Below are 19424 nucleotides of genomic sequence, written 5' to 3'. Positions count from 1 at the left end.
ATTTTTCTCACCGTTAGGGGCAAAGATCACAGCTATATGAGCGATACCTCGAAGGTTAGGTTATCGCGGTCGAGTAATGACACTTTTCTTGCAGAATTTCCCTCAGCGGTTACGAAAGCTTGCCCATGAATTAGCTCGTCCAAGTGAACGAACACCAGCTGAGTAGCGGTATGCCTGTGCGGGAAGACCATGAATACAATGTCCCTCTCACCAGAGTCTCCCTCTTTGATAAGCCATTCCCGCAACTTCACATACTGAGCAATTTCTTTTTCTTCGAGGTAGAACTCATCGTTCGCGCATTTGTGATACTTCGCATCGAGATATACGAGCTCACCCTTGATTTCGGCACAAAAGTCAGGCCGCTTGCCGCCTAACGCAGCGAGTGAAGCCGGCTTGTCATCAATCTTTGTGTTAAGAGCGACGTAGTTCCAACCATTCTTGTCGAGCCAGATGGTGGCAGCGGACTCACCCACTTCCCTCTTCCAATCGTTGCTTGCGCTTGTAGCGGCAAACGCGGCACGTACGACCCGCCACTTTTCGGCATTCTTACTCATCATTGTTCTCTCATGGTTCACAAAATTTAGCGAAATCGTACTACGGGCCGCAAGATTCGTTATGGACGGGCTGAGGCCACAGGTGTGGTGCAGCCCGGAGCGTCATGGTGCGATCACTGCGGTCATGAAGAACCAGATCGACTGGATACCGCTTGAAATGGGCGCGATCCGGCCGAGCCAGGGACGCACACTGGCGGTGATGCAGGTCTGCGGCGGCTCGCAGTCCTTCAACGTGGTGAATACCTTGCGCCTGCTGGGCCGCTGGATGCGCATGTTCACGATCCCGAACCAGTCTTCGGTGCCGATGGCCTACAAGGAATTCGACGATGCTGGGCGCATGCGTCCGTCCGCCTACTACGACTGCGTGGTCGACGTTATGGAGGAGCTCTACAAGATGACGCTACTGATGCGCGGCCTTACCGATTACCTGACAGATCGCTACAGCGAGCGCAACTAGCGAGCTCGGAAGGCGATCGACCGACAGATCGAAAAGCTATGAAGTGACTACGGACGAAAGGATAGGCTTTACGTCCGGCCAGTGGACTACTCGTCGTGAGAGGAACCCAAGATGGCGCGATCAAGATTAAGAGTATCCACTGCGAATCCTCTTTTACAAGGCTCTACACCAATCGCTCTCGCTTCTTGATATTTTGCCTTACCCCGATACACTCTCTTGCCTGCGACGACAATTTCAATAACTAAGTCCTTGCCGTCGTCGAGGTCAAAGTACGCAACCCTTTCATTAAGTTCGATGCCTCCTGAGGGGGTTGCGGCTCCGACGAGGGCGTGCATTACGAAGGGCGTAACGTCAGAGTCATCATAAGCCGCTGACTCGGGTAGAAATGCCACGGTCACGGGAATTTTCGGTCCTTCTGGTAGCTGTCGTCGCAAGCGGAGAATTTGCTGTCCGATCAGCTGTGGGCCATGCATAGTCCACCCATGTTCGCGAACATCGAATCCCATCACCATCCAGAACTCCTTGGATGTTTCGTGCGCGCATTCGATCTCGAGCAAGGGCTCGCCCTGTTCGCGCGACATGGCCATCAGATGTTCGACAAATGCTCGGCCGATGCCCTTACCGCGGTAAGCCGGATGTATTTCGAGTACGCTGTCGTGAGTGTGAAGAGATCCCCAAAAATAGGCGATGGGCCTTTCTGTCATGGAGTCTTCCCAGACGAGCATGCCCCTCTCTTGATAAACCTTCTTGGTGAGCTTCCAATTTACCGCCAACGAGGGAACGCTCTCGTCCTTCGGTAGCCAAGCTTCTATGATCGGAATATCACTATCGCGTGCCGCACGCACATGTCCAGTATGGGAATCCACTATTCTCGATGAGTTATAGAAAATGATTTATGAGCCGGAGGTCCACTCAGCGTGGCTCTTCTTTCGTCCAGTGTTCGTCCACTGTGGTTCGGTTCTTCTAATATAAGGATCATGTAGGCAGAGCAGGCAGATCGCTTAAAACCTGCGACCCCTAGCATTCCTTTCAAATTCAGCTTCCATCATGTCAGCCTCCAAATAGAGGAGTACGAGTACCTCACCATCTTTTCCCGGAAAGCAATCTTCATAGACCTCGAAATCATCCGCATTAGAGTTTTCGAACCATACGTCGGCAGGCTGCTTACGAAGTCCGCCTGGCATTTTCCCTAACTTAAGCAGGTCATATGCAAAGCTTTCTTCATCGAGCTTACTTTCGAGCCGCCAGCGCCTCGGAATATCGCTAGAAAACTTATACCAACGCCGGCCAGAAGCCGAGTAGCAAGCCAGAGCTACAGGCAGCTGATTAACGTCTGTCAACCGCACTGAGGTTGCCAGCAAACTCGTCTCGAATTCACGTGCCACTTCGTCAAGGGCGCTAAATCCTGGCTTGATGAGTGCGTTGACACGTGGATTGAACAGCGTTGCCGGCATCAAGAGGTGCGCTGCGAAGCTATCAGCCTCTTTCTCCTCCACACGGTTGGATGCAAGGTTCTCGTCAGGACTGTCGGTCCTGCAACGAAAGGATCGTCCACGGTGCATCTCCCAATGGCCCAGCTCATGGCCAATGGAGAAGCGTTCACGCCCGCGTACGCTTGAGGGTCGCACGGTTGCGATCGCCCGGTCATCCACCCCAACTAATGTTGCATCGCAACCCTTAAGACTATCGTATTGAATTTCAACACCAGAGGCGAAAGCAATCGCTTCAATGTCAATCTCGCTTGGAGAAGAGATTCCAAAACTTGCGATAAGAGACTCTGCGCGCTGACCAGGGGTCATTCTCTTTCCCCATCAGGCTGAGTTTTTTCTCTGGTTAACTGAATATATCGTTGATAGAGGCGGCGAATATCATCATCAGACATCTCATCAAGTCCGCGAGCGGCTAACGTAAATCTCGGATCGTTACTTGCCGTGCGTAGGAATGCTCTTGCCTCTTCAATTGATCCCGAGAAAAGAAGACCTTCTTTTGGACTTTTTCTATGAGTCACCATACGATCGCGAGCCGCTGCAAGCCTTAGCTTGCCCGCTTTAGCCGTCGCTGCTTCGAGCATTTTCATACCCGCAGCCCTAACCGCAGCCGGATCATCACCATCCAGGATTTCGTCGTCCGGCGTTGCCATTAATTCGTCGAGATAAGTGTTAAGAAGCACGTCGAACGGCTCCAGTTTTTCGATAGGCAAGCTCATGTGGTTTTCCTTAGCGCCGCTAAAGGCTCAAGCTTTTTGGTCACGCGCTTGCGTGCAGCCTCGTATCGGTTCATCTCGAGCCCGGTTTCCCGCGCGGCCTCCTCGCCACGCATCCCTAAACCCCAAGCCGTCACAACCAGACTAGCATCGGCGTCATCCGCCACCAAGCTTTCGATATATTTGAGTTGGCTGCGACCATCAACAATTTCCTGAGGGGAACGGTTATCAGGCTCCAGCGCGCCCGGACAGGAGGTATCCCGGGTCTTCGTTCCGTCATCGATCATGGCGAGCCAATCGATCGCGCCTTTTGCCTTCTTTCGGGCGTCGAACGCGATGCTGAGCATTACCATTTTCAGCGTCACCAAGGGGTGTACCCCGCGGCGCCAAACACGTTCGCCCAGCAGCAGCTTGACCATCGCTTCTTGCAAAAGGTCGCCGGCATCCATCCCAGGAATGCCAGCGGCGCACATCTTCGCCAAAGAACCGGCACGTTTGAAGTCCGCCGCAGAGAGGCTGCGCAGCTGCGCACTAACCTCCTGGGGAGTCAAGTCGTCTTCGGGTGTTTCGGATAGGGGCATCAATGGATCTCCATTTCACATCATAGGACTCTCGAACTTCAGCTTGCGGATTCATACCTGAGGAAAATATTTTTTTCGGCCAGCTTCCGTGGCGGCTTGCTCAGGAGCCATACAGCTCATGCAACCGGATTTCCCGGTGCCCTTTATAAGGACCATAACCATGAGTGTCGAAAAACTCGCAACTACGACCAACGACATGGCTGACGCAGGCAGCGATCTGAATCTTGAAGGAACAATGATGACCAATGGAATTGTAGCTCAAGAAAAGGGCAAAGAGCAGCCGGGAAAAACTTACTATATCGACATTGAAGGCAGCATGCATGAGTGGCACGCCCCAACCATTACGGTGGCACAGATCATTGTGTTGGGCGGCTGGGATGCCTCGGCCGGCGTAATCGAGGTCGACCAGGACAATAACGAGCGCACGCTTGCACCCGATGAGGTGGTTGAGCTGAAGCCTGGCCACGGCTTTGCCAAGAAAATCCAGTGGAAACGTGGCGATTCGCTGTTCGAATCCCGTCTGGACGAAGAACTGGCACTCCTGCAAACGCGTTATCCAGGCAGCTCCCGCGTAGGGAACTGGTTCCACCTCCCCGCTGTGCCGCTGCCGGATATTGGCTGGGACAGGCAATCTACCGATGTCGTGCTGCGCGTGCAGCCCAGCTATCCGGGCACAGAGCCGTACGCTTTCATGGTGCCGGAAGGCATCCGCTTTAAAGGCCAGATTCCGGACAACTACTCCGAGCCGGTCGGCGAAATCGTACCGTTTCCGGGCAAGTGGGGGCAGTTCTCTTGGTTGGCCGACAATGGTCAATGGCGGCCGGCTAAGACTGTGGCGAGCGGTTCGAACTTGCTCAACTTCGCCATCGGGGTCAATGTTCGCTTCATGCAAGGCAAATAATGTCGAGCGCAACGATAACGATCCCGACGGCGATGCTCCTTGCAATGCAGGCGCACCTGTTCCCTGGGAATTCCAACATGGAACAAGGCGGCTTCTTACTCTGTAAATCCTGCGCCCAAGAATTACCCTACTCACTTGTGGTAGAGGAGTGGCTTCCGCTTATGCGCGACGATTATGTCACGCAGGCGAGCGACTACCTGGAGCTGTCAGATGCGGCGCGCGCGCGCATCATCAAGCTTGCACATGAGCGCAATGCGATCCTGTTAGAAGTGCACTGCCACCCAAGCAAGCAACCTGCGTGCTTTTCCCCGGCAGATATCCTCGGCCTTGTTGAATTTGTGCCCCATATTCGCTGGCGACTGCGAGGGAAGCCGTATGCGGCCCTTGTCGTCGGCCACAACAGTATCGATGGACTCGCATGGTTCGGTGATTCCAAAACTCCGATACCAATCGGTCACATCTATTCCGGCTCACAAATCCAGAAAACGACGTTGTTGAGCAGTAAAATCTATGGGGACGTACGCTATGGGTAAGCACGACAGGAACGAACGTTTTTTCGGCGCAGAAGGGCAGCGACTAATCGCACGAGAGCTCGTTGCGGTTGTGGGCTGCGGTGGCCTTGGCGAACATCTAATTCCGCAGCTGGCCTGTCTCGGTGTTGCTGGCATCATTGGCATCGATGACGAGGACCTAAGCGACACTAACCGCAACCGCTACATCCTAGCGCGACACGATGATGCGGTACCTGGTACGCACAAGGTAGACATCGCAGAACGCAGCGTGAAGGCTATCGATCCGACGGTGCAGTTCATTCCAGTGAAGGCATCGCTGCGCAGCCATGAGGCCCTCTCAAGCCTCAGTAAGGCCACTACCATATTCGGCTGTGTGGACAATGAAGGTAGTCGTCTCGTCTTGATGGAATTTGCGCTGACTAACCGCATTCGCTACTTCGACTTAGCCACAGACATTCCTCCAGGCGACGCACTAGATTTTGGCGGACGCGTTGTGCTAATGGACGAGCAACCGGGTTGCCTTGTCTGCCTGGACGTCTTGGACATGGACGAGGCCCGCCGGGACCTCGAAAGCCCAGCGGCGCGCGAGGATCGAGAGCGAATTTACGGTGTGGATAAGGCCAACCTCGACCAAGCAGGACCGTCAGTGGTCTCTCTGAACGGGGTAGTAGCCGCTCTCGCAGTCACTGAATTCATCATGCAGGTCACCGGCCTTCGGCCGGCGCATCGCAAATTATCCTACCGAGGGCGAACTGGCATCGTGACAAAGAGCCTACCTGCAAACACCGTTTGTGATTGCTATTACTGTACGGTAGTGAAAGGTGCCGGGGAAAAAGCTGACATAGGGCGCTACATCTAAATTTTCGTTGCCGATGTCAGAGCGAGCGAGCAGGGTACGGGGGCTGTATCTGCCTTGGTAGGGTCGTCCAAGGCAGATACAGCGCGGTGTCAAACTCTATTGTTTAGTGTCAGACTTTATTGTTCGTCCACAGGGCCGTGAAGACCCGATCGCTGACTACTCCACCGTCACCGACTTCGCCAAATTCCGCGGCTTGTCCACATCCGTCCCCCGCGCCAGCGCCGTGTGATACGCCAACAGCTGCAGCGCCGCCACGTGCAGGATCGGCGACAGCAGGCCGTAGTGCTCCGGCAGGCGAATCACGTGCAGCCCGTCGCCCGAGGTGATGCGCGAGTCGACGTCGGCGAACACATACAGCTGACCGCCGCGCGCCCGCACCTCCTGCATGTTCGACTTCAGCTTCTCCAGCAGCGCGTCGTTCGGCGCGATCGTCACCACCGGCATTTCCTCGGTCACCAGCGCCAGCGGGCCGTGCTTCAGCTCGCCGGCCGGATAGGCTTCGGCGTGGATGTAGGAGATTTCCTTAAGCTTGAGCGCGCCTTCGAGGGCGATCGGGTAGTGGATGCCGCGGCCCAGGAACAGCGCGTTTTCCTTGCGCGCGAAGTCGTCGGCCCAGGCCATGATCTGCGGCTCGAGCGCCAGCACCGCCGACAGCGCAACCGGCAAATGGCGCATCTGCTTCAGGTAAGTCGCTTCCTCGTCGTCCGTCAGGCGCCCGTTCACTTGCGCCAGCGTTAGCGTCAGCAGGAACAGCGCGGCCAGCTGGGTGGTGAAGGCCTTGGTCGACGCGACGCCCACTTCGATGCCCGCGCGGGTGATGTAAGCGAGCGCACACTCTCGCACCATGGCGCTGGTGGCAACGTTGCAGATGGTCAGGGTGTGCACCATGCCGAGGCTGCGCGCGTGCTTGAGCGCGGCCAGCGTGTCGGCCGTTTCGCCCGATTGCGTGATCGTCACGACCAGCGTATTCGGATTCGGCACGCTGTCGCGGTAGCGGTATTCGCTGGCGATCTCGACGGCAACCGGCACCTTGGCCACCGACTCGATCCAGTATTTGGCGGTCAGGCCGGCGTAGTAGCTGGTGCCGCACGCCAGGATCAGCACGCGGTCGATCTGCTTGAACACCTTGTAGGCGTTGTCGCCGAACAGCTCGGGCATGATGCCGGTGACGCCTTCGAGCGTGTCGCCGATCACGCGCGGTTGCTCGAAGATTTCTTTCTGCATGTAGTGGCGGTACGGGCCCAGCTCGGCGGCGCCGGTGTGCGCGTGCACGGTCTTGACTTCGCGCGTGACGGGACGGCCGTCGACGTCATTGATCCAGTAGCGGCCCAGCTGCAGGTCGACCACGTCGCCTTCTTCCAGGTAGATGATCTGGTCGGTCGTGCCGGCCAGCGCCATCGCGTCCGAGGCGACGAAGTTCTCGCCCTGGCCGACGCCGACGATCAGCGGCGAACCCTGGCGCGCGGCCACCACGCGGTGCGGCTCCTCGCGGCAGAATACGGCGATCGCGTAGGCGCCGTGCAGGCGCTTGACCGCCTGCTGCACGGTGTCGAACAGGTCGCCGTTGTACATCTGGTCGACCAGGTGGGCGATCACTTCGGTGTCGGTCTGGCTGGTGAAGTTGTAGCCGGCCGCGGTCAGCTCGGCGCGCAGCTCGTCGTGGTTTTCGATGATGCCGTTGTGGACGAGCGCGATGCGGGCCGATTCTTCGGCCGGCGAAAAGTGCGGGTGCGCATTGTGCGAAGCCGGCGCGCCGTGCGTGGCCCAGCGGGTGTGGGCGATGCCGGTGAAGCCTTCCAGGTGCGCGCTGGCCATCTGCGCTTCGAGCTCGGCCACGCGCGCCGTGCTGCGCGAACGCTTGAGCCGGCCGTCGACGTGCAGGGCGACGCCGCAGGAGTCGTAGCCCCGGTACTCGAGGCGCTTGAGGCCTTCGATCAGGATAGGGGTGATATTACGCTGCGCTACCGCGCCGACGATGCCGCACATGTGAGCCTCATTTGAATAATTTGCAATGGAAACATCCTAGATGAACCATCGTGAAATAAGCTTTCTAAATCAGCGAACTTTCGTTATATTATTTCACTAGACATTCTTGGTGAAATATTATTTCACCAAATAGAAAAAAACGAATGAAAACGAAATAATCGCCATGGAAAACCTTACCGCGGAGCTGGACGATGTCGATCGTCGCATCCTCAATGCGCTCCAGCTTGATGCATCGCACACCAACGCCGAGCTGGCGGAACTCGTGCACGTCTCGGCGCCCACCTGCTTGCGCCGCGTCAAGCATCTGACCGAGGCGGGGGTGATCGAACGCCAGGTCGCCATCGTGGCGCCGGCCAAGGTCGGCGCCGGCTTGTGCGCCATCGTCGAGATCTCGCTCGACATCCAGGCGGCCGAGCGGATGGAGCAATTCGAGGCGCTGGTCGCCGCCGAGTCCGCCGTGTTGCAGTGCTACCGGGTCGCGCCCGGCCCCGATTTCGTGCTGGTGATTCAGGTCGCCGACATGCCGGCCTACCATGCGCTGGCGCACCGCCTGTTCGCCGCCCACGCCAATGTGCGCAATGTGAAGACTTACTTCTCTACCTTCCGCAGCAAGTTCGAGACGCGCATCGCCGTCTGAATTCGATACCGGACGTGTCCCGCCGGCGCTGTCGATTTCTTGCTTGCGGCGCATCAATCGATTCCATGAAGAAATAGTATCTACTGGCAACTCATGCAACGAGAGGGGCCGGTGATGGAATCGACAGCGACAGGCGGCGCAGCACCAGGCGGGATCCGGCCAACGGGCGAACTGGTGCGGCTGACGGACGTGCAAAAGCGCTACGGCCGCGGCCTGGCCGGGGTGCAGGCGCTGGCCGACATCAACCTGCATGTGGCGCAGGGCGAAATGATCTCGGTGTGCGGTCCTTCCGGCCACGGCAAGACCTGCCTGCTGAACCTGATCGGCATGCTCGAGCCGGCCAGCGAAGGCAGCGTGGTGATCGCCAACCTGCAGGTGTCCAGGCTGACCGAGCCGGCCCGGGCCGACCTGCGCAGTGCGCTGGTCGGCTACGTATTCCAGGCGACCGGGCTGGTGCCCGCCCTCACGGTGCTGGAAAATGTGCTGCTGCCGCTGCACTTTCGCGGTTCCCTGCACGGCGCGGCGCTCGATGCGGCGCGCGAACGGGGCGCCGAACTGCTGGCGCGCATCGGCCTCAAGACCCAGACCCACCACCTGCCGGCGCGACTCGACGCCAGCCAGTGCCAGCGCGTTGCGATCGCGCGCGCACTGATGACCCGGCCGCGGCTGGTGGTGGCCGACGAGGCCACGTCCCGGCTCGACAGCGGCGCGATGCGCATGGTCATGGACCTGTTCGCGCTGCACCAGCACGAGGACGGCGCCGCCATCGTCATCTCGACGCGCGACCAGCGCCAGCTAAGCCGCGCGTCGCGCACGCTGCAGCTGCACGAAGGCCGCCTGCTGACCGGCGCGAACGACGGCGCGCGCCGCACCTTGCGGGTGCAGGGATGAGTCCGCAACTGCTGGCGCTGCGCACCTTGCTGCTTGGCCGGACGCGCAGCGTGGTGGCGATCATCCTGGTCGCCGCCAGCCTGTGCGCGCTGAATATTTTTGCAGGCAACATCGCCAGCGCGCACGCCCGGCTCGAATACCAGGCCGTCGTCGGCGAGCGGCTCGGCCACCTGGCGATCACGCGCGCCGGCGCCGCGTTTGAAGCCGCCGAGGCGCAACGGATCGCGCTGATGGTCGAAGGCGCGCCGGGCGTGGCGTCGGTGGCGCCGCAGATGCGCGTGGCCGGCATCGCGTCGGCCGGCCAGCGCTCGGCGCTGTTCGACGGGGAGGGCATCGGCGGCAAGCCGGGCCCCAAGGGCGTGGCCCTCAGCGGCGACAGCGCACGCGCGCTCGGGCTGCGCCAGGGCGGCAGCGTCACGCTGAGCGGCGTCGGCGGCGACGCGCCGGAGACCGCGCTGCAAACGCAGGTGGCGGAAATCTACAGCACGGTGGAATTCAACGCCAGCGCGCGCTCGCTGCTGATGCCGTTCGAGATGGCGCAGGCGGTGCGCGGCACCGGGCGCACCGAGCGCCTGGTGGTGACGCTGGCGGACCCGAAGCAGCTCGAGGCGCAGCGGACCGCGATGCGCGGGCTGCTGCGCGGCGCCGGGATCGAGGCCGAGGTGCACACCTGGCAGGAACTGTCGCCCAGCTATGTGAAGGCGCGCAGCGCCGCCGAACTGACCCAGGGCAGCGTGGCCGGCGTGGTCATTGCGGTGATCGCCGCGACCATCGCCGCCACGCTGTCGATGAACGCCTTCGAGCGGCGCAGGGAAGTGGCGACGCTGCGCGCGCTGGGCATGCGCGGCAGGGCGGTGTTCGTGATGTTCGCGGCCGAAGCGCTGTGGATGGCCGGGGGAGCGGCGGTAATCGGCGTGGTCGGCAGCGGCCTGATTGCGTGGATCGCCAACCGCGCCGGCTTGTCGTGGACCGCGCAGGCGGTGCAGAAAGAAGCGCCGATGCTGATCGAACTCGAGTTCGACCGGATGCTGATGGCGGTGGGGATGGTGCTGGTGGTGGCGCTGCTGGCGGCGCTGGCGCCGGCGATCAGGGCCGCGCGCGCCGATGTGGCGGAAGGGCTGGCGGGGTAGGGGTCGCACGCGGCGGCGACAAACCCGGGGACTCGGCGTCCCCGTCGCTCCGGCGGACCTGACCCCAGACCTTGGGCCCCGGCCGCAAAAGCACCGCATCGTCACTAATCAAATGAAAATGGGGTCAGGTCCGCAGGACCAGACCCCGATGCTGCGGATGCCGGCGGTCGATATGCCGGGTCTGGTCCTGCGGGGCGACGGGGACGCCGAGTCCCCATCTTGAACTTACTTCTTGACCTTCACCGGCCGCTGCCAGCTCTCGATCGTCATTTGCTTGGCGCGCGAGATGGTCAGCTTGCCGGCCGGCGCATCCTTGGTCAGCGTGGTGCCGGCGCCCAGCGTCGCGCCTTTCCCCACCGTCACCGGCGCCACCAGCTGCGAATCGCTGCCGATGAACGCGTCGTCCTCGATCACGGTGCGGTGCTTGTTGACCCCATCGTAATTGCAGGTGATCGTGCCCGCGCCGATATTCACGCGCGAACCCACCGTCGAATCGCCCACATACGCCAGGTGGTTGGCCTTGCTGTGCGCGGCGATGGTGCTGTTCTTCACTTCGACGAAGTTACCGATGTGGACGTCCTCGCCCAGCTCGGCGCCCGGACGCAGCCGCGCATACGGCCCGATCTGCGACTTCGGCCCCACCTGCGCGCTCTCGATGTGGCAGAACGGCTTGATCTGCGCGCCCGCCGCAATCGTCGCATTGACGATGACGCTGTGCGCGCCTACCGACACGCCGTCGGCCAGTTCCACTTTGCCTTCGAACACGCAACCGACGTCGATCGTCACGTCGCGCCCGCACACCAGGGTGCCGCGGATGTCGATGCGCGCCGGGTCCATCAGCGTCACCCCCTGTTCGAGCAGCTTCTTTGCCAGGTTCAGCTGGTGCTGGCGTTCCAGTTCGGCCAGCTGCACCTTGCTGTTCACGCCCGCCACTTCCCACTCGGCCGAGGGCTGCGCCGACACCACCGGCACGCCGTCGGCGACCGCGCGCGCGACGATGTCGGTCAGGTAGTACTCGCCCTGCGCGTTCTTGTTCTCCAGCGTGGCCAGCCACGCTTTCAGCTTGACCGTCGGCGCGACGATGATGCCGCTGTTGATCTCGCGGATCGCGCGCTCGGCTTCAGTCGCGTCTTTCTCCTCGACGATGCGCACGATCGCGCCGTTCTCACGCACGATGCGGCCCAGCCCGAACGGGTTGGCCTGTTCGACGGTGAGGATGCCCAGCTTGTCGTTGCCGGCCACCTCGACCAGCGCGCGCAGCGAGCTTGCTGAGGTGAGCGGCACGTCGCCGTACAGGATCAGGGTCGGCGCGTCGTCGTCCAGCTGCGGCGCGGCCTGCATCACGGCGTGGCCGGTGCCCAGCTGCGGTTCCTGCAGCGCGGTGTCGATCTCGGCGTGCTCGCCGCGGTTCTGCAATTTGACGTGCTCAGGCACGGCTGCGCCGCCGTGACCATAAATCACGCATAATTTGCTTGGTGAAAGTTCACGCGCGGTATCGATCACGTGTTGCAGCAGCGGCTTGCCTGCCAGGGGGTGCAAGACTTTTGGCAGGGCGGACTGCATCCGCTTGCCCATGCCGGCGGCGAGGATGACAACGTTCATGGGATAGTGTGGGAGAGTTGTATAGATGAAAAATTTTAACACGACCGACACCTTGGCACGCCGCCTGCGCCAGCTGTTTCTGATCGCGCTCATGGCGCTGGCCGCCGGTTGCAGCACGATCCGATTCACTTACAACCACGGCGACGACCTGTTGTACTGGTGGCTCAACACCTATCTCGACCTCGATTCCGACCAGTCCAGCTGGGTCAAGAAGGACATCGACAGCCTGTTCGTCTGGCACCGCAAGACCCAACTGCACGATTACGCGCAGCTGCTGGCGAACGGCCAGCGCCAGCTCGCCGGGAACATGACCGCGGCCGACCTGATGGGCGATTACAAGGACATCAAGGCGCGCTCCGAGCTGCTGGCCTACAAGGCGCTGCCCGAACTGGCCGACCTGGCGCGCTCAATCAAGCCGGAGCAGATCGCGCAGCTGGAGAGGAAGTTCGCCAAGAATAACGAGGATTTCCGCCGCAAGTTCATGCGCGGCGACCAGGAAGACCAGCAGAAGGCGCGCTTCAAGAAGTCGATGGACCAGTTCGAGCTGTGGTTCGGCCGCTTCAGCTCCGAACAGGAGGCGGCGCTGCGCAAGGCGTCCGACGCGCGCGTCCTCGATAACAATATCTGGCTCGACGAGCGGGTGCGGCGCCAGAAGCGCATCGTCGCGCTGCTGCGCAAGGTGCAGCAGGAAAAATTAAGCAAGGACGCCACCGTCAGCGAACTGCACAAGCTGGTCAAGGAACTGTTCGACCGCTTCGAGGCGCCCGAGCGCAAGGCCTTCTTCGACGCCTACACCGACCAGACCATCCAGATGATCCTGACCGCGGTGAAAATCGCCACGCCGGCGCAGAAGGCGCATGCGCAGAAACGCATGCAGGGCTGGATCGAGGACTTCGGCCACCTGGCCAACGACCCGCAAAAGTAGCGCGAATGCTATAGTGCCGCCCATGCAAAAGAAGCCCGCCAAAGTCCCGGTCCACCGGCCCCCTCCGCCCAAGCATGTCCGCATCATCGGCGGCGACTGGAAACGCACGCAGCTGCCGGTGCTCGACGCGCTCGGCCTGCGCCCGACGCCGGACCGCGTGCGCGAGACCGTCTTCAACTGGATCAGCCACCTTCGCGACAACGACTGGAGCGGCGCCAATGTGCTCGACCTGTTCGCCGGCAGCGGCGCGCTTGGCTTCGAAGCGGCCAGCCGCGGCGCGCAGTCGGTCGTCATGGTCGACACGCATTCGCCGGTGATCCGGCAGCTGGAAACGATCAAGGACAAGCTGCACGCCGACGCCGTGACCCTGCTGCGCGCCGACGCATTGGCTGCGGCGCAGTCGATGGCGCTGCGCGGCCAGCGTTTCGACCTGTTGTTCCTCGACCCGCCGTATCAGCAGTCGCTGCTGGAAAAGTCGCTGCCGCTGGTGACGAAGCTAGTGTCGCAGGACGGGCTGGTGTACGCCGAATCGGGCACGCCGCTGCCGTTTGGCGACGAGGCGCCCGAGTGGCTGGCGCCGTGGGAGCCCGTCCGCGAGGACAAGGCCGGTATCGTGTTCTTCTACCTTCTGCGCCTGCGCGCTGCCACTTAGTATGTCGTTCCTGCGAAGGCAGGAACCTATACTGAGCATGAAGCCCAGGGCGACTCGGATTCAGCATGGGTTCCTGCCTTCGCAGGAACGACACGTCTGTGGTGTCAGCGTAAAATGGAGTCAGGTCCGAAGAACAAGACCTCAAAACGGCGCCAAAACCGCCCATTGCTGGGGCTTTTGACCATTTTTCAGGCATAATGCGCGTTCTATATTGGTGCATCACGAGGGAGCCGCAATGGTTGTAGCCGTTTATCCAGGAACCTTTGACCCGCTCACGCGCGGTCATGAAGATCTGGTGCGCCGCGCGTCCGGGCTGTTCGACGGCCTGATCGTCGGTGTCGCCGACAGCAAGAACAAGCGTCCCTTCTTCTCGCTCGACGAACGCCTCGAGATCGCCAACGAAGTCCTGGGCCATTACCCGAACGTGAAGGTCGAGAGTTTCTCCGGCCTGCTCAAGGATTTCGTGCGCAAGCACGACGCCCGCGTGATCGTGCGCGGCCTGCGCGCCGTGTCCGACTTCGAATACGAGTTCCAGATGGCCGGCATGAACCGCTACCTGCTGCCGGACGTCGAAACCCTGTTCCTGACGCCGTCCGACCAGTACCAGTTCATCTCCGGCACCATCGTGCGCGAGATCGCGATCCTCGGCGGCGACGTCTCGAAGTTCGTGTTCCCGTCCGTCGAGCGCTGGCTGATGAAGAAAATCGCCGAGAACAACGCCGCGCCGGCCGCATAACAGAGCAACTGAAATGGCTTTACTGATTACCGACGACTGCATCAACTGCGACGTGTGCGAGCCCGAGTGCCCGAACGAAGCCATCTACATGGGCGCGGAGATCTACGAGATCGATCCCAACAAGTGCACCGAATGCGTCGGCCATTTCGATGAGCCGCAATGCCAGCAGGTGTGCCCGGTCAGCTGCATCCCCTTCAATCCGGACTGGCGCGAGACCAAGGAAGAACTGCTCGCCAAGTACCAGCGCCTCACCGCCGCCAAAGCCTGATCCTCCATTCGTCGTCTTTTCGACGAGCAAGTGATATATTCACCACACGGTGAATTTCACTTGATAACAACATGGAGACAAGCACGATGGCAAAGACAACATTCGGTTTCAAGGGCCTGCTCGCGGGCTTGCTGATGGCCTGCGCGTTCAGCGCATCCGCGGCGGAAGTGAGCGGCGTGAAGTTCGACGAGTCCGCCAGGGTCGCCGGCAAGGATCTGGTCCTGAACGGCGCCGGCCTGCGCACCAAGTTCATCATCAAGGTCTACGCGGCCGGCCTGTACCTGACCGAAAAGAAGAACGCCGTGCCGGAAGTACTCAAGCTCGACGGTCCGCGCCGCATGCAGCTGGTGATGATGCGCGACATCAGCTCGGACGATTTCGGCCAGGCCTTCATGACCGGGCTGGACCACAACATCGACGCGGCTGAAAAGAGCAAGTACGTCAGCCAGATCAGCAAGTTCGGCGAGCTGTTCGGCAGCATTCCCGGCGTGAAGAAGGGCGACGTGCTGCACATCGACTGGATTCCCGCTAGCGGCACCGTGATCGAACTGAACGGCAAGAAGCTGGGCGAGCCGATTCCGGATGTGGGCTTCTACAACGCGGTGCTGCGCATCTGGCTGGGCGATCGTCCGGCCGACAGCAGCCTGAAGCCGCAACTGCTTGGCGCGCGCTGATTGGGAAGTTGTAATACGCAATAAACAAAAAAGCGGCGCCCGGTTTCCCGGCGCCGCTTTTTTATTCAGGCGGGGCTGGCTTAGCCGCGCGCCATCATCGCGCGCAGTTCGGCCGCGTGGCTCGGTCCCTGCGACGAGTTGATCATCCGCTGCATCAATTTTGCATCGCGCAACTGGCGGCGGGCGATTTGTTCTTCCTTGGTCAGGCGGGGCCGCACAACCAGCACCAGCGCGCGGGCGATACCCGTCAGCAGTGGCTTGAAGAACATGGCCAGGCCGGCGAACGCCGACAGGCCGATAACGCCGCGGATCACTGGCATGACCGGGACGTTGGCGGAAGTTTGAAACAGGCTTGCGGTGAAAGACACGATATTCCAGTAAGAATTAGTTGTTGACCAGAATTATCGTGCAGCGCAACATATAAATCTAATTCCGTTTTCTGATACCGATTATATTGATCGTGAATGGATTTCAGGTATATTTGAACCTCCGAACCCATCCGCCCTACATGCCATGAGCTTCCTGACGCTAGACCTCAATCTGCTGCGCGTGTTCGACGCCGTCATGACCGAACAGAACCTGACCCGCGCCGCCGGCCACCTGGCGATGACGCAGCCGGCTGTGTCGAACGCGATCAAGCGCCTGCGCGAGAGCCTGGGCGACGACCTCTTGATCCGCACCGCCTACGGCGTCAAGCCGACGCCGCGCGCCGAACAGCTGTGGCCGGCCGTGCGCTCGGCGCTGTCCGGCCTGGAGGCGGCGGTCACGCCCGAAACCTTCGACGTCTCCAAGACCCACGCCACCTTCCGCATGGCGATGGCCGACGCCACCGCCGCATTCTGGCTGCCGTCGCTGATGCGCGCGATCGAGACCGAGGCGCCGGGCGTCAACGTGCGCATGGTGCCGCTGACCACGCGCGAACCGCGCCCGATGCTGCTGCGCGGCGACGTCGACCTCGCGGTCGGCTTCTTCCCCGGCGTGGCGGCGCAGCTGTCGTCCGATACCAGTTCGCCGATCCGCCACGAGCGGCTGTATTCCGGCCGCTACGTGTGCGTGATGCGCAAGGACCATCCGCTCGCGAAGGAAGAACTGACGCTCGACCGCTACTGCGCGGCGAACCACCTGCTGGTGAGTTTTTCGGGCAGGGCGCATGGCCTGTCCGACGAAGCGCTGGCGCAGCTGGGCCGCGAGCGGCGCATCCTGCTGACCGTGAACCAGTTCTTCACGGCCGGCCGCGTGGTAGCCAACTCGGACCTGATCACGGTGCTGCCGAAGCACCTGATCGCCTCGACCGGCAATGCCGACGCGCTCGTGTGGCGCGAGCTGCCCTACGACCTGCCGCCGGTGAACATCGACATGCTGTGGCATGAACGCGACGCGCGCAGCCCGGCCCATATCTGGCTGCGCAAGCACTTCCAGGAAATGGACCTGACCACGTCGGACGCGCACAAAGCGTGATGAGCGAACTTCTTACCGCCGCCGAACAGGTCATTGCGAAGGCGCTCGACCAAGCGCTGCTGGCCTCATGATCGTACGCGGCAAGCCATCGATCGGGTGCTGCCTGGCGCTGGTTACCCCGGTGCTGCTTGCTGCCGACATGGTATGGGAGAACACCGCGCTGAGCTGGGCCAGCGGGCCTCAGATGATCGGGTTTTCGCTCCTTCATACTGTTGGCATCATCTTATTTCCGGCCATACTCGCCTCGCTCGCCTGGATCGTCGTCAGTGTCAGCCTGCCACTCTTCAAGACAAGAACCTGGCGACTGTCGAACCTCCTCGGCGCTCTGGCGATTGTCGTGTCGCTTGGAATTGCATTTCTGCCCTACGGTTTCTGGGTAAGCACGTTTGCAGGGCGCATCGCCAAAGGTCCTCACGCAACTGAATTCCTCGTGGACATGGCTGCCAGTGGCCAGACTTCGGCGGTGCTGGCCTTGCTCGATCAGGGCGTGGACATCAATAGTCAGGGCAGGTCTGGAACTGCGCTGCATGGCGCTGCCGTGCGCGGTGAACTGGACGTGATCAGACTATTGATCGCCAGGGGCGCCGACGTCAATGCGATCAATGCCTACGGCGATTCTCCCCTGGCGAGTGCGATACACGGATGGCGTCCGGCAAGCGGGGCAAAAGAACTGCTGGAGCGGAACGGCGCAAAGCTGGTGCGCGGAAGTGAGGAACAGCGTAATCGCGTGATCGGCGAGCAGATGGAGAACGACGCGAAAAGCAGGGAAGCTAAGAACGGACGTTAAGGCGCCGCGAGAACCGGATCCGGCGCCGCCATGACAAAAGAGGGGATCGATTTGTTCAAGAAGATACTGGCGTTCTGCGACCTAGGCGCGATGTGCGCTGCTCACGCCCAAATCGTCACCGAGTTCAATACGATGAAAGTGGCGGTCGCCAGGGTCCTCGACAAAGACGCGCATTAGGGATATAAATTTGCAATATTGCTTTTTTATTCCTTTTGAGGAGAGGTGTATGCACATCGGTCGCAACTTCATGTTGGCTGGACTTGTATTTTTCATGCAGGCCATCCCGACAGCCGCGCTGGCCGAAGGCACTCCTGCCACCCCAGTTGAGAAAGCGAAGGTCGTATCCAGGCTTTACCAAGCGACTTATGGAGCGCAACTGCGCTGCGGCGCTTCGCCCGAGTGGGCGACCCATGGAAAAACCTTGGAACGATTCCGCTCCACCTATCCCGAATTGATCCAGTTAGTGGATAGCTCGCCCTATCTCCCAGCGGCGAAAGAGAGTTTCCAGGGTTTTCTGCTCGCGAATCCGCCATCGAAGGTCAGCGAGAAAAACCTGACGCTGGAATGCGAATCGCTGGAATCGATTCTCCGTTCGCTGATCGATGGACCGGGCGCGCGGGAAGCGGTGGCCGGATACGTCCAGCTGCTCAAGAGCTAACGAACGTACCGGCACTTCATGAAAAGCAGATTCACGAACCGGTCGCCTTGGCTGGGATTCGTTGCAGGGTTGCTGACGGGGATACTGCTCGCCTACGTTATCCTGATCTACGCGGCGAATCTTGACGTCCTGTTGACGGCCAATCCGCTGATCGATCATCGTCCTTCCGACGACGCCGATACCTGGGTGTGGAAGTCGATACAGGCGCTACGGTTTTTTGCCGGTATGGCCAGTGGCGCTGTCGCAGCGAAATGGTCGCCACCCCGTTCGTGGGGTGCGACCATCGCCTTGTTTTGCCTGGTCCTGGTAGTCAATATTTTTGCGCTATTTCCGGAGCACCACTCGCCTCTGCGTCTCGCCATCTGGATGCTTGCAGCGCCGCTTGGACTGATCGCGGGCAAGCTGCTTCACACCCGAATTAGTCGTGTGCTCCCCGAAGCCGTGGATCCCGCGGAACAACTCGATTGAACGCGCCACCACTCTTAACTTAGCGAATCGGCAGCTTGGTCGTGTTCTTGACCTCTTCCATCACCGCGTAGGTGTGCGTCTCGCGCACGCCTTTTTGCAGCAGCGTCTTGCCGAGGAATTCGCGGTACGCCGCCATGTCCTTCACGCGCGCCTTGACCAGGTAGTCGAAGCCGCCCGCGACCATGTGGCATTCCAGGACTTCGGGGATCAGTTGCACGCTGTTCTTGAACGCGTCGAACACTTCCGGCGTGGTGCGGTCTAACACGACTTCGATGAAGACCAGCAGCGACACGTCGAGCAGTTGGGGATTGAGCTGGGCCGTGTAGCCCATGATGTAGCCTGACTCGTGCAGCTTGCGCACCCGCTCCAGGCATGCGGCCGGCGACAGGTTGACGCGGGCGGCCAGTTCGACATTGCTGATGCGGCCGTCATTTTGCAGTTCCGCGAGGATTTTCTTGCTAATCTTGTCCAGCATGTCAGGCTAT

At 60.7% G+C, this 19424-nt stretch carries 24 protein-coding genes and 1 pseudogene; 16 read left to right on the top strand and 9 right to left on the bottom strand.

The genetic code is table 11. The features are described from left to right. Nucleotides 1–32: 32 nt before the first annotated feature. Nucleotides 33–557, bottom strand: a complete 525-nt coding sequence (locus tag Q4S45_RS20640; protein WP_305507278.1) for a hypothetical protein — start codon at nt 555–557, stop codon at nt 33–35. 76 nt (nt 558–633) lie between these two features. Between Q4S45_RS20640 and Q4S45_RS20635 the strand changes: the two are divergent. Beyond that, nucleotides 634–1011, top strand: a pseudogene (locus tag Q4S45_RS20635) (NAD(P)H-dependent oxidoreductase); the annotation flags it as partial. Nucleotides 1012–1097: 86 nt separating this feature from the next. On the opposite strand, the gene Q4S45_RS20630 reads toward Q4S45_RS20635, so the two are convergent. The 4 genes from Q4S45_RS20630 to Q4S45_RS20615 form a co-directional block, all read right to left on the bottom strand. After that, entirely contained in the window at nt 1098–1877 is a 780-nt protein-coding gene (locus tag Q4S45_RS20630) for a GNAT family N-acetyltransferase (RefSeq protein WP_305507277.1), read from the bottom strand. A gap of 135 nt (nt 1878–2012) precedes the next feature. Continuing rightward, nucleotides 2013–2810, bottom strand: a complete 798-nt coding sequence (locus Q4S45_RS20625) for an ImmA/IrrE family metallo-endopeptidase (RefSeq protein WP_305507276.1) — start codon at nt 2808–2810, stop codon at nt 2013–2015. Beyond that, nucleotides 2807–3217 carry a hypothetical protein gene (locus Q4S45_RS20620; protein WP_305507275.1) on the bottom strand — a complete coding sequence of 137 codons (411 nt, stop codon included), beginning with the start codon at nt 3215–3217 and terminating at the stop codon, nt 2807–2809. The genes Q4S45_RS20625 and Q4S45_RS20620 overlap by 4 nt, the downstream gene beginning before the upstream one ends. Next, nucleotides 3214–3795, bottom strand: coding sequence for a hypothetical protein (locus Q4S45_RS20615; protein ID WP_305507274.1), 582 nt, complete (start codon nt 3793–3795; stop codon nt 3214–3216). The genes Q4S45_RS20620 and Q4S45_RS20615 overlap by 4 nt, the downstream gene beginning before the upstream one ends. Nucleotides 3796–3955: 160 nt before the next feature. Here Q4S45_RS20615 and Q4S45_RS20610 point away from each other — a divergent pair, with 160 nt between their 5' ends. The 3 genes from Q4S45_RS20610 to Q4S45_RS20600 are packed head-to-tail and all read left to right on the top strand — an operon-like array spanning nt 3956 to nt 6067. After that, the gene (locus Q4S45_RS20610; protein WP_305507273.1) at nt 3956–4696 is read left to right on the top strand and encodes a multiubiquitin domain-containing protein; all 741 of its coding nucleotides are present in this window, start codon (nt 3956–3958) and stop codon (nt 4694–4696) included. After that, complete coding sequence (locus Q4S45_RS20605; RefSeq protein ID WP_305507272.1) at nt 4696–5229, top strand: hypothetical protein; 534 nt, start codon at nt 4696–4698, stop codon at nt 5227–5229. The genes Q4S45_RS20610 and Q4S45_RS20605 overlap by 1 nt, the downstream gene beginning before the upstream one ends. Further along, nucleotides 5222–6067, top strand: coding sequence for a ThiF family adenylyltransferase (locus tag Q4S45_RS20600; RefSeq protein WP_305507271.1), 846 nt, complete (start codon nt 5222–5224; stop codon nt 6065–6067). Before Q4S45_RS20605 ends, Q4S45_RS20600 begins: the two co-directional genes overlap by 8 nt. A gap of 156 nt (nt 6068–6223) precedes the next feature. Here Q4S45_RS20600 and glmS read toward each other — a convergent pair whose 3' ends face one another. Then, entirely contained in the window at nt 6224–8053 is a 1830-nt protein-coding gene (glmS, locus tag Q4S45_RS20595) for a glutamine--fructose-6-phosphate transaminase (isomerizing) (RefSeq protein ID WP_305507270.1), read from the bottom strand. Nucleotides 8054–8216: 163 nt separating this feature from the next. Between glmS and Q4S45_RS20590 the strand changes: the two genes are divergently transcribed. The 3 genes from Q4S45_RS20590 (at nt 8217) to Q4S45_RS20580 (ending at nt 10711) form a co-directional block, all read left to right on the top strand. Further along, the gene (locus Q4S45_RS20590; protein ID WP_305507269.1) at nt 8217–8690 is read left to right on the top strand and encodes an Lrp/AsnC family transcriptional regulator; all 474 of its coding nucleotides are present in this window, start codon (nt 8217–8219) and stop codon (nt 8688–8690) included. A 114-nt stretch (nt 8691–8804) separates the two neighbouring features. Then, nucleotides 8805–9581, top strand: a complete 777-nt coding sequence (locus Q4S45_RS20585; protein ID WP_305512162.1) for an ABC transporter ATP-binding protein — start codon at nt 8805–8807, stop codon at nt 9579–9581. Beyond that, nucleotides 9578–10711 (top strand): ABC transporter permease, encoded by a 1134-nt coding sequence (locus Q4S45_RS20580; RefSeq protein WP_305507268.1) that lies wholly within the window; start codon nt 9578–9580, stop codon nt 10709–10711. The genes Q4S45_RS20585 and Q4S45_RS20580 overlap by 4 nt, the downstream gene beginning before the upstream one ends. Nucleotides 10712–10936: 225 nt before the next feature. Here the strand turns inward: Q4S45_RS20580 and glmU are convergent, their stop codons facing one another. Continuing rightward, the gene (gene glmU, locus Q4S45_RS20575) at nt 10937–12313 is read right to left on the bottom strand and encodes a bifunctional UDP-N-acetylglucosamine diphosphorylase/glucosamine-1-phosphate N-acetyltransferase GlmU (protein ID WP_305507267.1); all 1377 of its coding nucleotides are present in this window, start codon (nt 12311–12313) and stop codon (nt 10937–10939) included. A gap of 25 nt (nt 12314–12338) precedes the next feature. Between glmU and Q4S45_RS20570 the strand changes: the two genes are divergently transcribed. The 5 genes from Q4S45_RS20570 (at nt 12339) to Q4S45_RS20550 (ending at nt 15568) form a co-directional block, all read left to right on the top strand. Further along, nucleotides 12339–13238, top strand: a complete 900-nt coding sequence (locus tag Q4S45_RS20570; RefSeq protein ID WP_305507266.1) for a DUF6279 family lipoprotein — start codon at nt 12339–12341, stop codon at nt 13236–13238. Between the two features lie 22 nt (nt 13239–13260). Beyond that, nucleotides 13261–13890: a 16S rRNA (guanine(966)-N(2))-methyltransferase RsmD gene (gene rsmD / locus Q4S45_RS20565; RefSeq protein ID WP_305507265.1), complete on the top strand. Its 630-nt coding sequence runs from the start codon at nt 13261–13263 to the stop codon at nt 13888–13890. A 235-nt stretch (nt 13891–14125) separates the two neighbouring features. Continuing rightward, nucleotides 14126–14626: a pantetheine-phosphate adenylyltransferase gene (gene coaD / locus Q4S45_RS20560; protein ID WP_305507264.1), complete on the top strand. Its 501-nt coding sequence runs from the start codon at nt 14126–14128 to the stop codon at nt 14624–14626. A gap of 13 nt (nt 14627–14639) precedes the next feature. Then, nucleotides 14640–14894: a YfhL family 4Fe-4S dicluster ferredoxin gene (locus Q4S45_RS20555; protein WP_305507263.1), complete on the top strand. Its 255-nt coding sequence runs from the start codon at nt 14640–14642 to the stop codon at nt 14892–14894. A gap of 86 nt (nt 14895–14980) precedes the next feature. Next, the gene (locus tag Q4S45_RS20550) at nt 14981–15568 is read left to right on the top strand and encodes a chalcone isomerase family protein (protein WP_305507262.1); all 588 of its coding nucleotides are present in this window, start codon (nt 14981–14983) and stop codon (nt 15566–15568) included. A gap of 80 nt (nt 15569–15648) precedes the next feature. Here Q4S45_RS20550 and Q4S45_RS20545 read toward each other — a convergent pair whose 3' ends face one another. After that, complete coding sequence (locus tag Q4S45_RS20545) at nt 15649–15936, bottom strand: hypothetical protein (protein WP_305507261.1); 288 nt, start codon at nt 15934–15936, stop codon at nt 15649–15651. Between the two features lie 145 nt (nt 15937–16081). Here Q4S45_RS20545 and Q4S45_RS20540 point away from each other — a divergent pair, with 145 nt between their 5' ends. The 4 genes from Q4S45_RS20540 (at nt 16082) to Q4S45_RS20525 (ending at nt 18939) form a co-directional block, all read left to right on the top strand. Next, nucleotides 16082–17026, top strand: a complete 945-nt coding sequence (locus Q4S45_RS20540; protein WP_305507260.1) for a LysR family transcriptional regulator — start codon at nt 16082–16084, stop codon at nt 17024–17026. 67 nt (nt 17027–17093) lie between these two features. Continuing rightward, entirely contained in the window at nt 17094–17813 is a 720-nt protein-coding gene (locus Q4S45_RS20535; protein WP_305507259.1) for an ankyrin repeat domain-containing protein, read from the top strand. Nucleotides 17814–18039: 226 nt separating this feature from the next. Beyond that, complete coding sequence (locus tag Q4S45_RS20530; protein ID WP_305507258.1) at nt 18040–18471, top strand: hypothetical protein; 432 nt, start codon at nt 18040–18042, stop codon at nt 18469–18471. Nucleotides 18472–18489: 18 nt separating this feature from the next. Further along, nucleotides 18490–18939 (top strand): hypothetical protein, encoded by a 450-nt coding sequence (locus Q4S45_RS20525; RefSeq protein WP_305507257.1) that lies wholly within the window; start codon nt 18490–18492, stop codon nt 18937–18939. Between the two features lie 19 nt (nt 18940–18958). Here the strand turns inward: Q4S45_RS20525 and Q4S45_RS20520 are convergent, their stop codons facing one another. Further along, a complete protein-coding gene (locus tag Q4S45_RS20520) occupies nt 18959–19414 on the bottom strand; it encodes an Lrp/AsnC ligand binding domain-containing protein (protein ID WP_305507256.1) in 456 nt (151 codons plus the stop codon). Nucleotides 19415–19424 lie beyond the last annotated feature (10 nt).

The sequence above is a fragment of the Massilia sp. R2A-15 genome (genome assembly GCF_030704305.1).
In the GTDB taxonomy this organism is placed as follows: domain Bacteria; phylum Pseudomonadota; class Gammaproteobacteria; order Burkholderiales; family Burkholderiaceae_D; genus JAFCUW01.
Note: the sequence above shows the minus strand (reverse complement) of the source record. Positions and strands in the feature narration are given on the sequence as shown.

Bases quoted from the DNA above. Each gene is read 5' to 3' on its own strand.
- Q4S45_RS20585 (WP_305512162.1), top strand. From the start codon at position 8,805: ATGGAATCGACAGCGACAGGCGGCGCAGCACCAGGCGGGATCCGGCCA.
- Q4S45_RS20620 (WP_305507275.1), bottom strand. From the start codon at position 3,217: ATGAGCTTGCCTATCGAAAAACTGGAGCCGTTCGACGTGCTTCTTAAC.
- Q4S45_RS20590 (WP_305507269.1), top strand. From the start codon at position 8,217: ATGGAAAACCTTACCGCGGAGCTGGACGATGTCGATCGTCGCATCCTC.
- Q4S45_RS20610 (WP_305507273.1), top strand. From the start codon at position 3,956: ATGAGTGTCGAAAAACTCGCAACTACGACCAACGACATGGCTGACGCA.
- Q4S45_RS20525 (WP_305507257.1), top strand. From the start codon at position 18,490: ATGAAAAGCAGATTCACGAACCGGTCGCCTTGGCTGGGATTCGTTGCA.
- rsmD (WP_305507265.1), top strand. From the start codon at position 13,261: ATGCAAAAGAAGCCCGCCAAAGTCCCGGTCCACCGGCCCCCTCCGCCC.
- Q4S45_RS20625 (WP_305507276.1), bottom strand. From the start codon at position 2,810: ATGACCCCTGGTCAGCGCGCAGAGTCTCTTATCGCAAGTTTTGGAATC.
- Q4S45_RS20580 (WP_305507268.1), top strand. From the start codon at position 9,578: ATGAGTCCGCAACTGCTGGCGCTGCGCACCTTGCTGCTTGGCCGGACG.
- Q4S45_RS20540 (WP_305507260.1), top strand. From the start codon at position 16,082: ATGAGCTTCCTGACGCTAGACCTCAATCTGCTGCGCGTGTTCGACGCC.
- Q4S45_RS20640 (WP_305507278.1), bottom strand. From the start codon at position 557: ATGATGAGTAAGAATGCCGAAAAGTGGCGGGTCGTACGTGCCGCGTTT.
- Q4S45_RS20615 (WP_305507274.1), bottom strand. From the start codon at position 3,795: ATGCCCCTATCCGAAACACCCGAAGACGACTTGACTCCCCAGGAGGTT.
- glmU (WP_305507267.1), bottom strand. From the start codon at position 12,313: ATGAACGTTGTCATCCTCGCCGCCGGCATGGGCAAGCGGATGCAGTCC.
- Q4S45_RS20555 (WP_305507263.1), top strand. From the start codon at position 14,640: ATGGCTTTACTGATTACCGACGACTGCATCAACTGCGACGTGTGCGAG.
- Q4S45_RS20520 (WP_305507256.1), bottom strand. From the start codon at position 19,414: ATGCTGGACAAGATTAGCAAGAAAATCCTCGCGGAACTGCAAAATGAC.
- Q4S45_RS20600 (WP_305507271.1), top strand. From the start codon at position 5,222: ATGGGTAAGCACGACAGGAACGAACGTTTTTTCGGCGCAGAAGGGCAG.
- Q4S45_RS20530 (WP_305507258.1), top strand. From the start codon at position 18,040: ATGCACATCGGTCGCAACTTCATGTTGGCTGGACTTGTATTTTTCATG.
- Q4S45_RS20605 (WP_305507272.1), top strand. From the start codon at position 4,696: ATGTCGAGCGCAACGATAACGATCCCGACGGCGATGCTCCTTGCAATG.
- Q4S45_RS20550 (WP_305507262.1), top strand. From the start codon at position 14,981: ATGGCAAAGACAACATTCGGTTTCAAGGGCCTGCTCGCGGGCTTGCTG.
- coaD (WP_305507264.1), top strand. From the start codon at position 14,126: ATGGTTGTAGCCGTTTATCCAGGAACCTTTGACCCGCTCACGCGCGGT.
- glmS (WP_305507270.1), bottom strand. From the start codon at position 8,053: ATGTGCGGCATCGTCGGCGCGGTAGCGCAGCGTAATATCACCCCTATC.
- Q4S45_RS20535 (WP_305507259.1), top strand. From the start codon at position 17,094: ATGATCGTACGCGGCAAGCCATCGATCGGGTGCTGCCTGGCGCTGGTT.
- Q4S45_RS20570 (WP_305507266.1), top strand. From the start codon at position 12,339: ATGAAAAATTTTAACACGACCGACACCTTGGCACGCCGCCTGCGCCAG.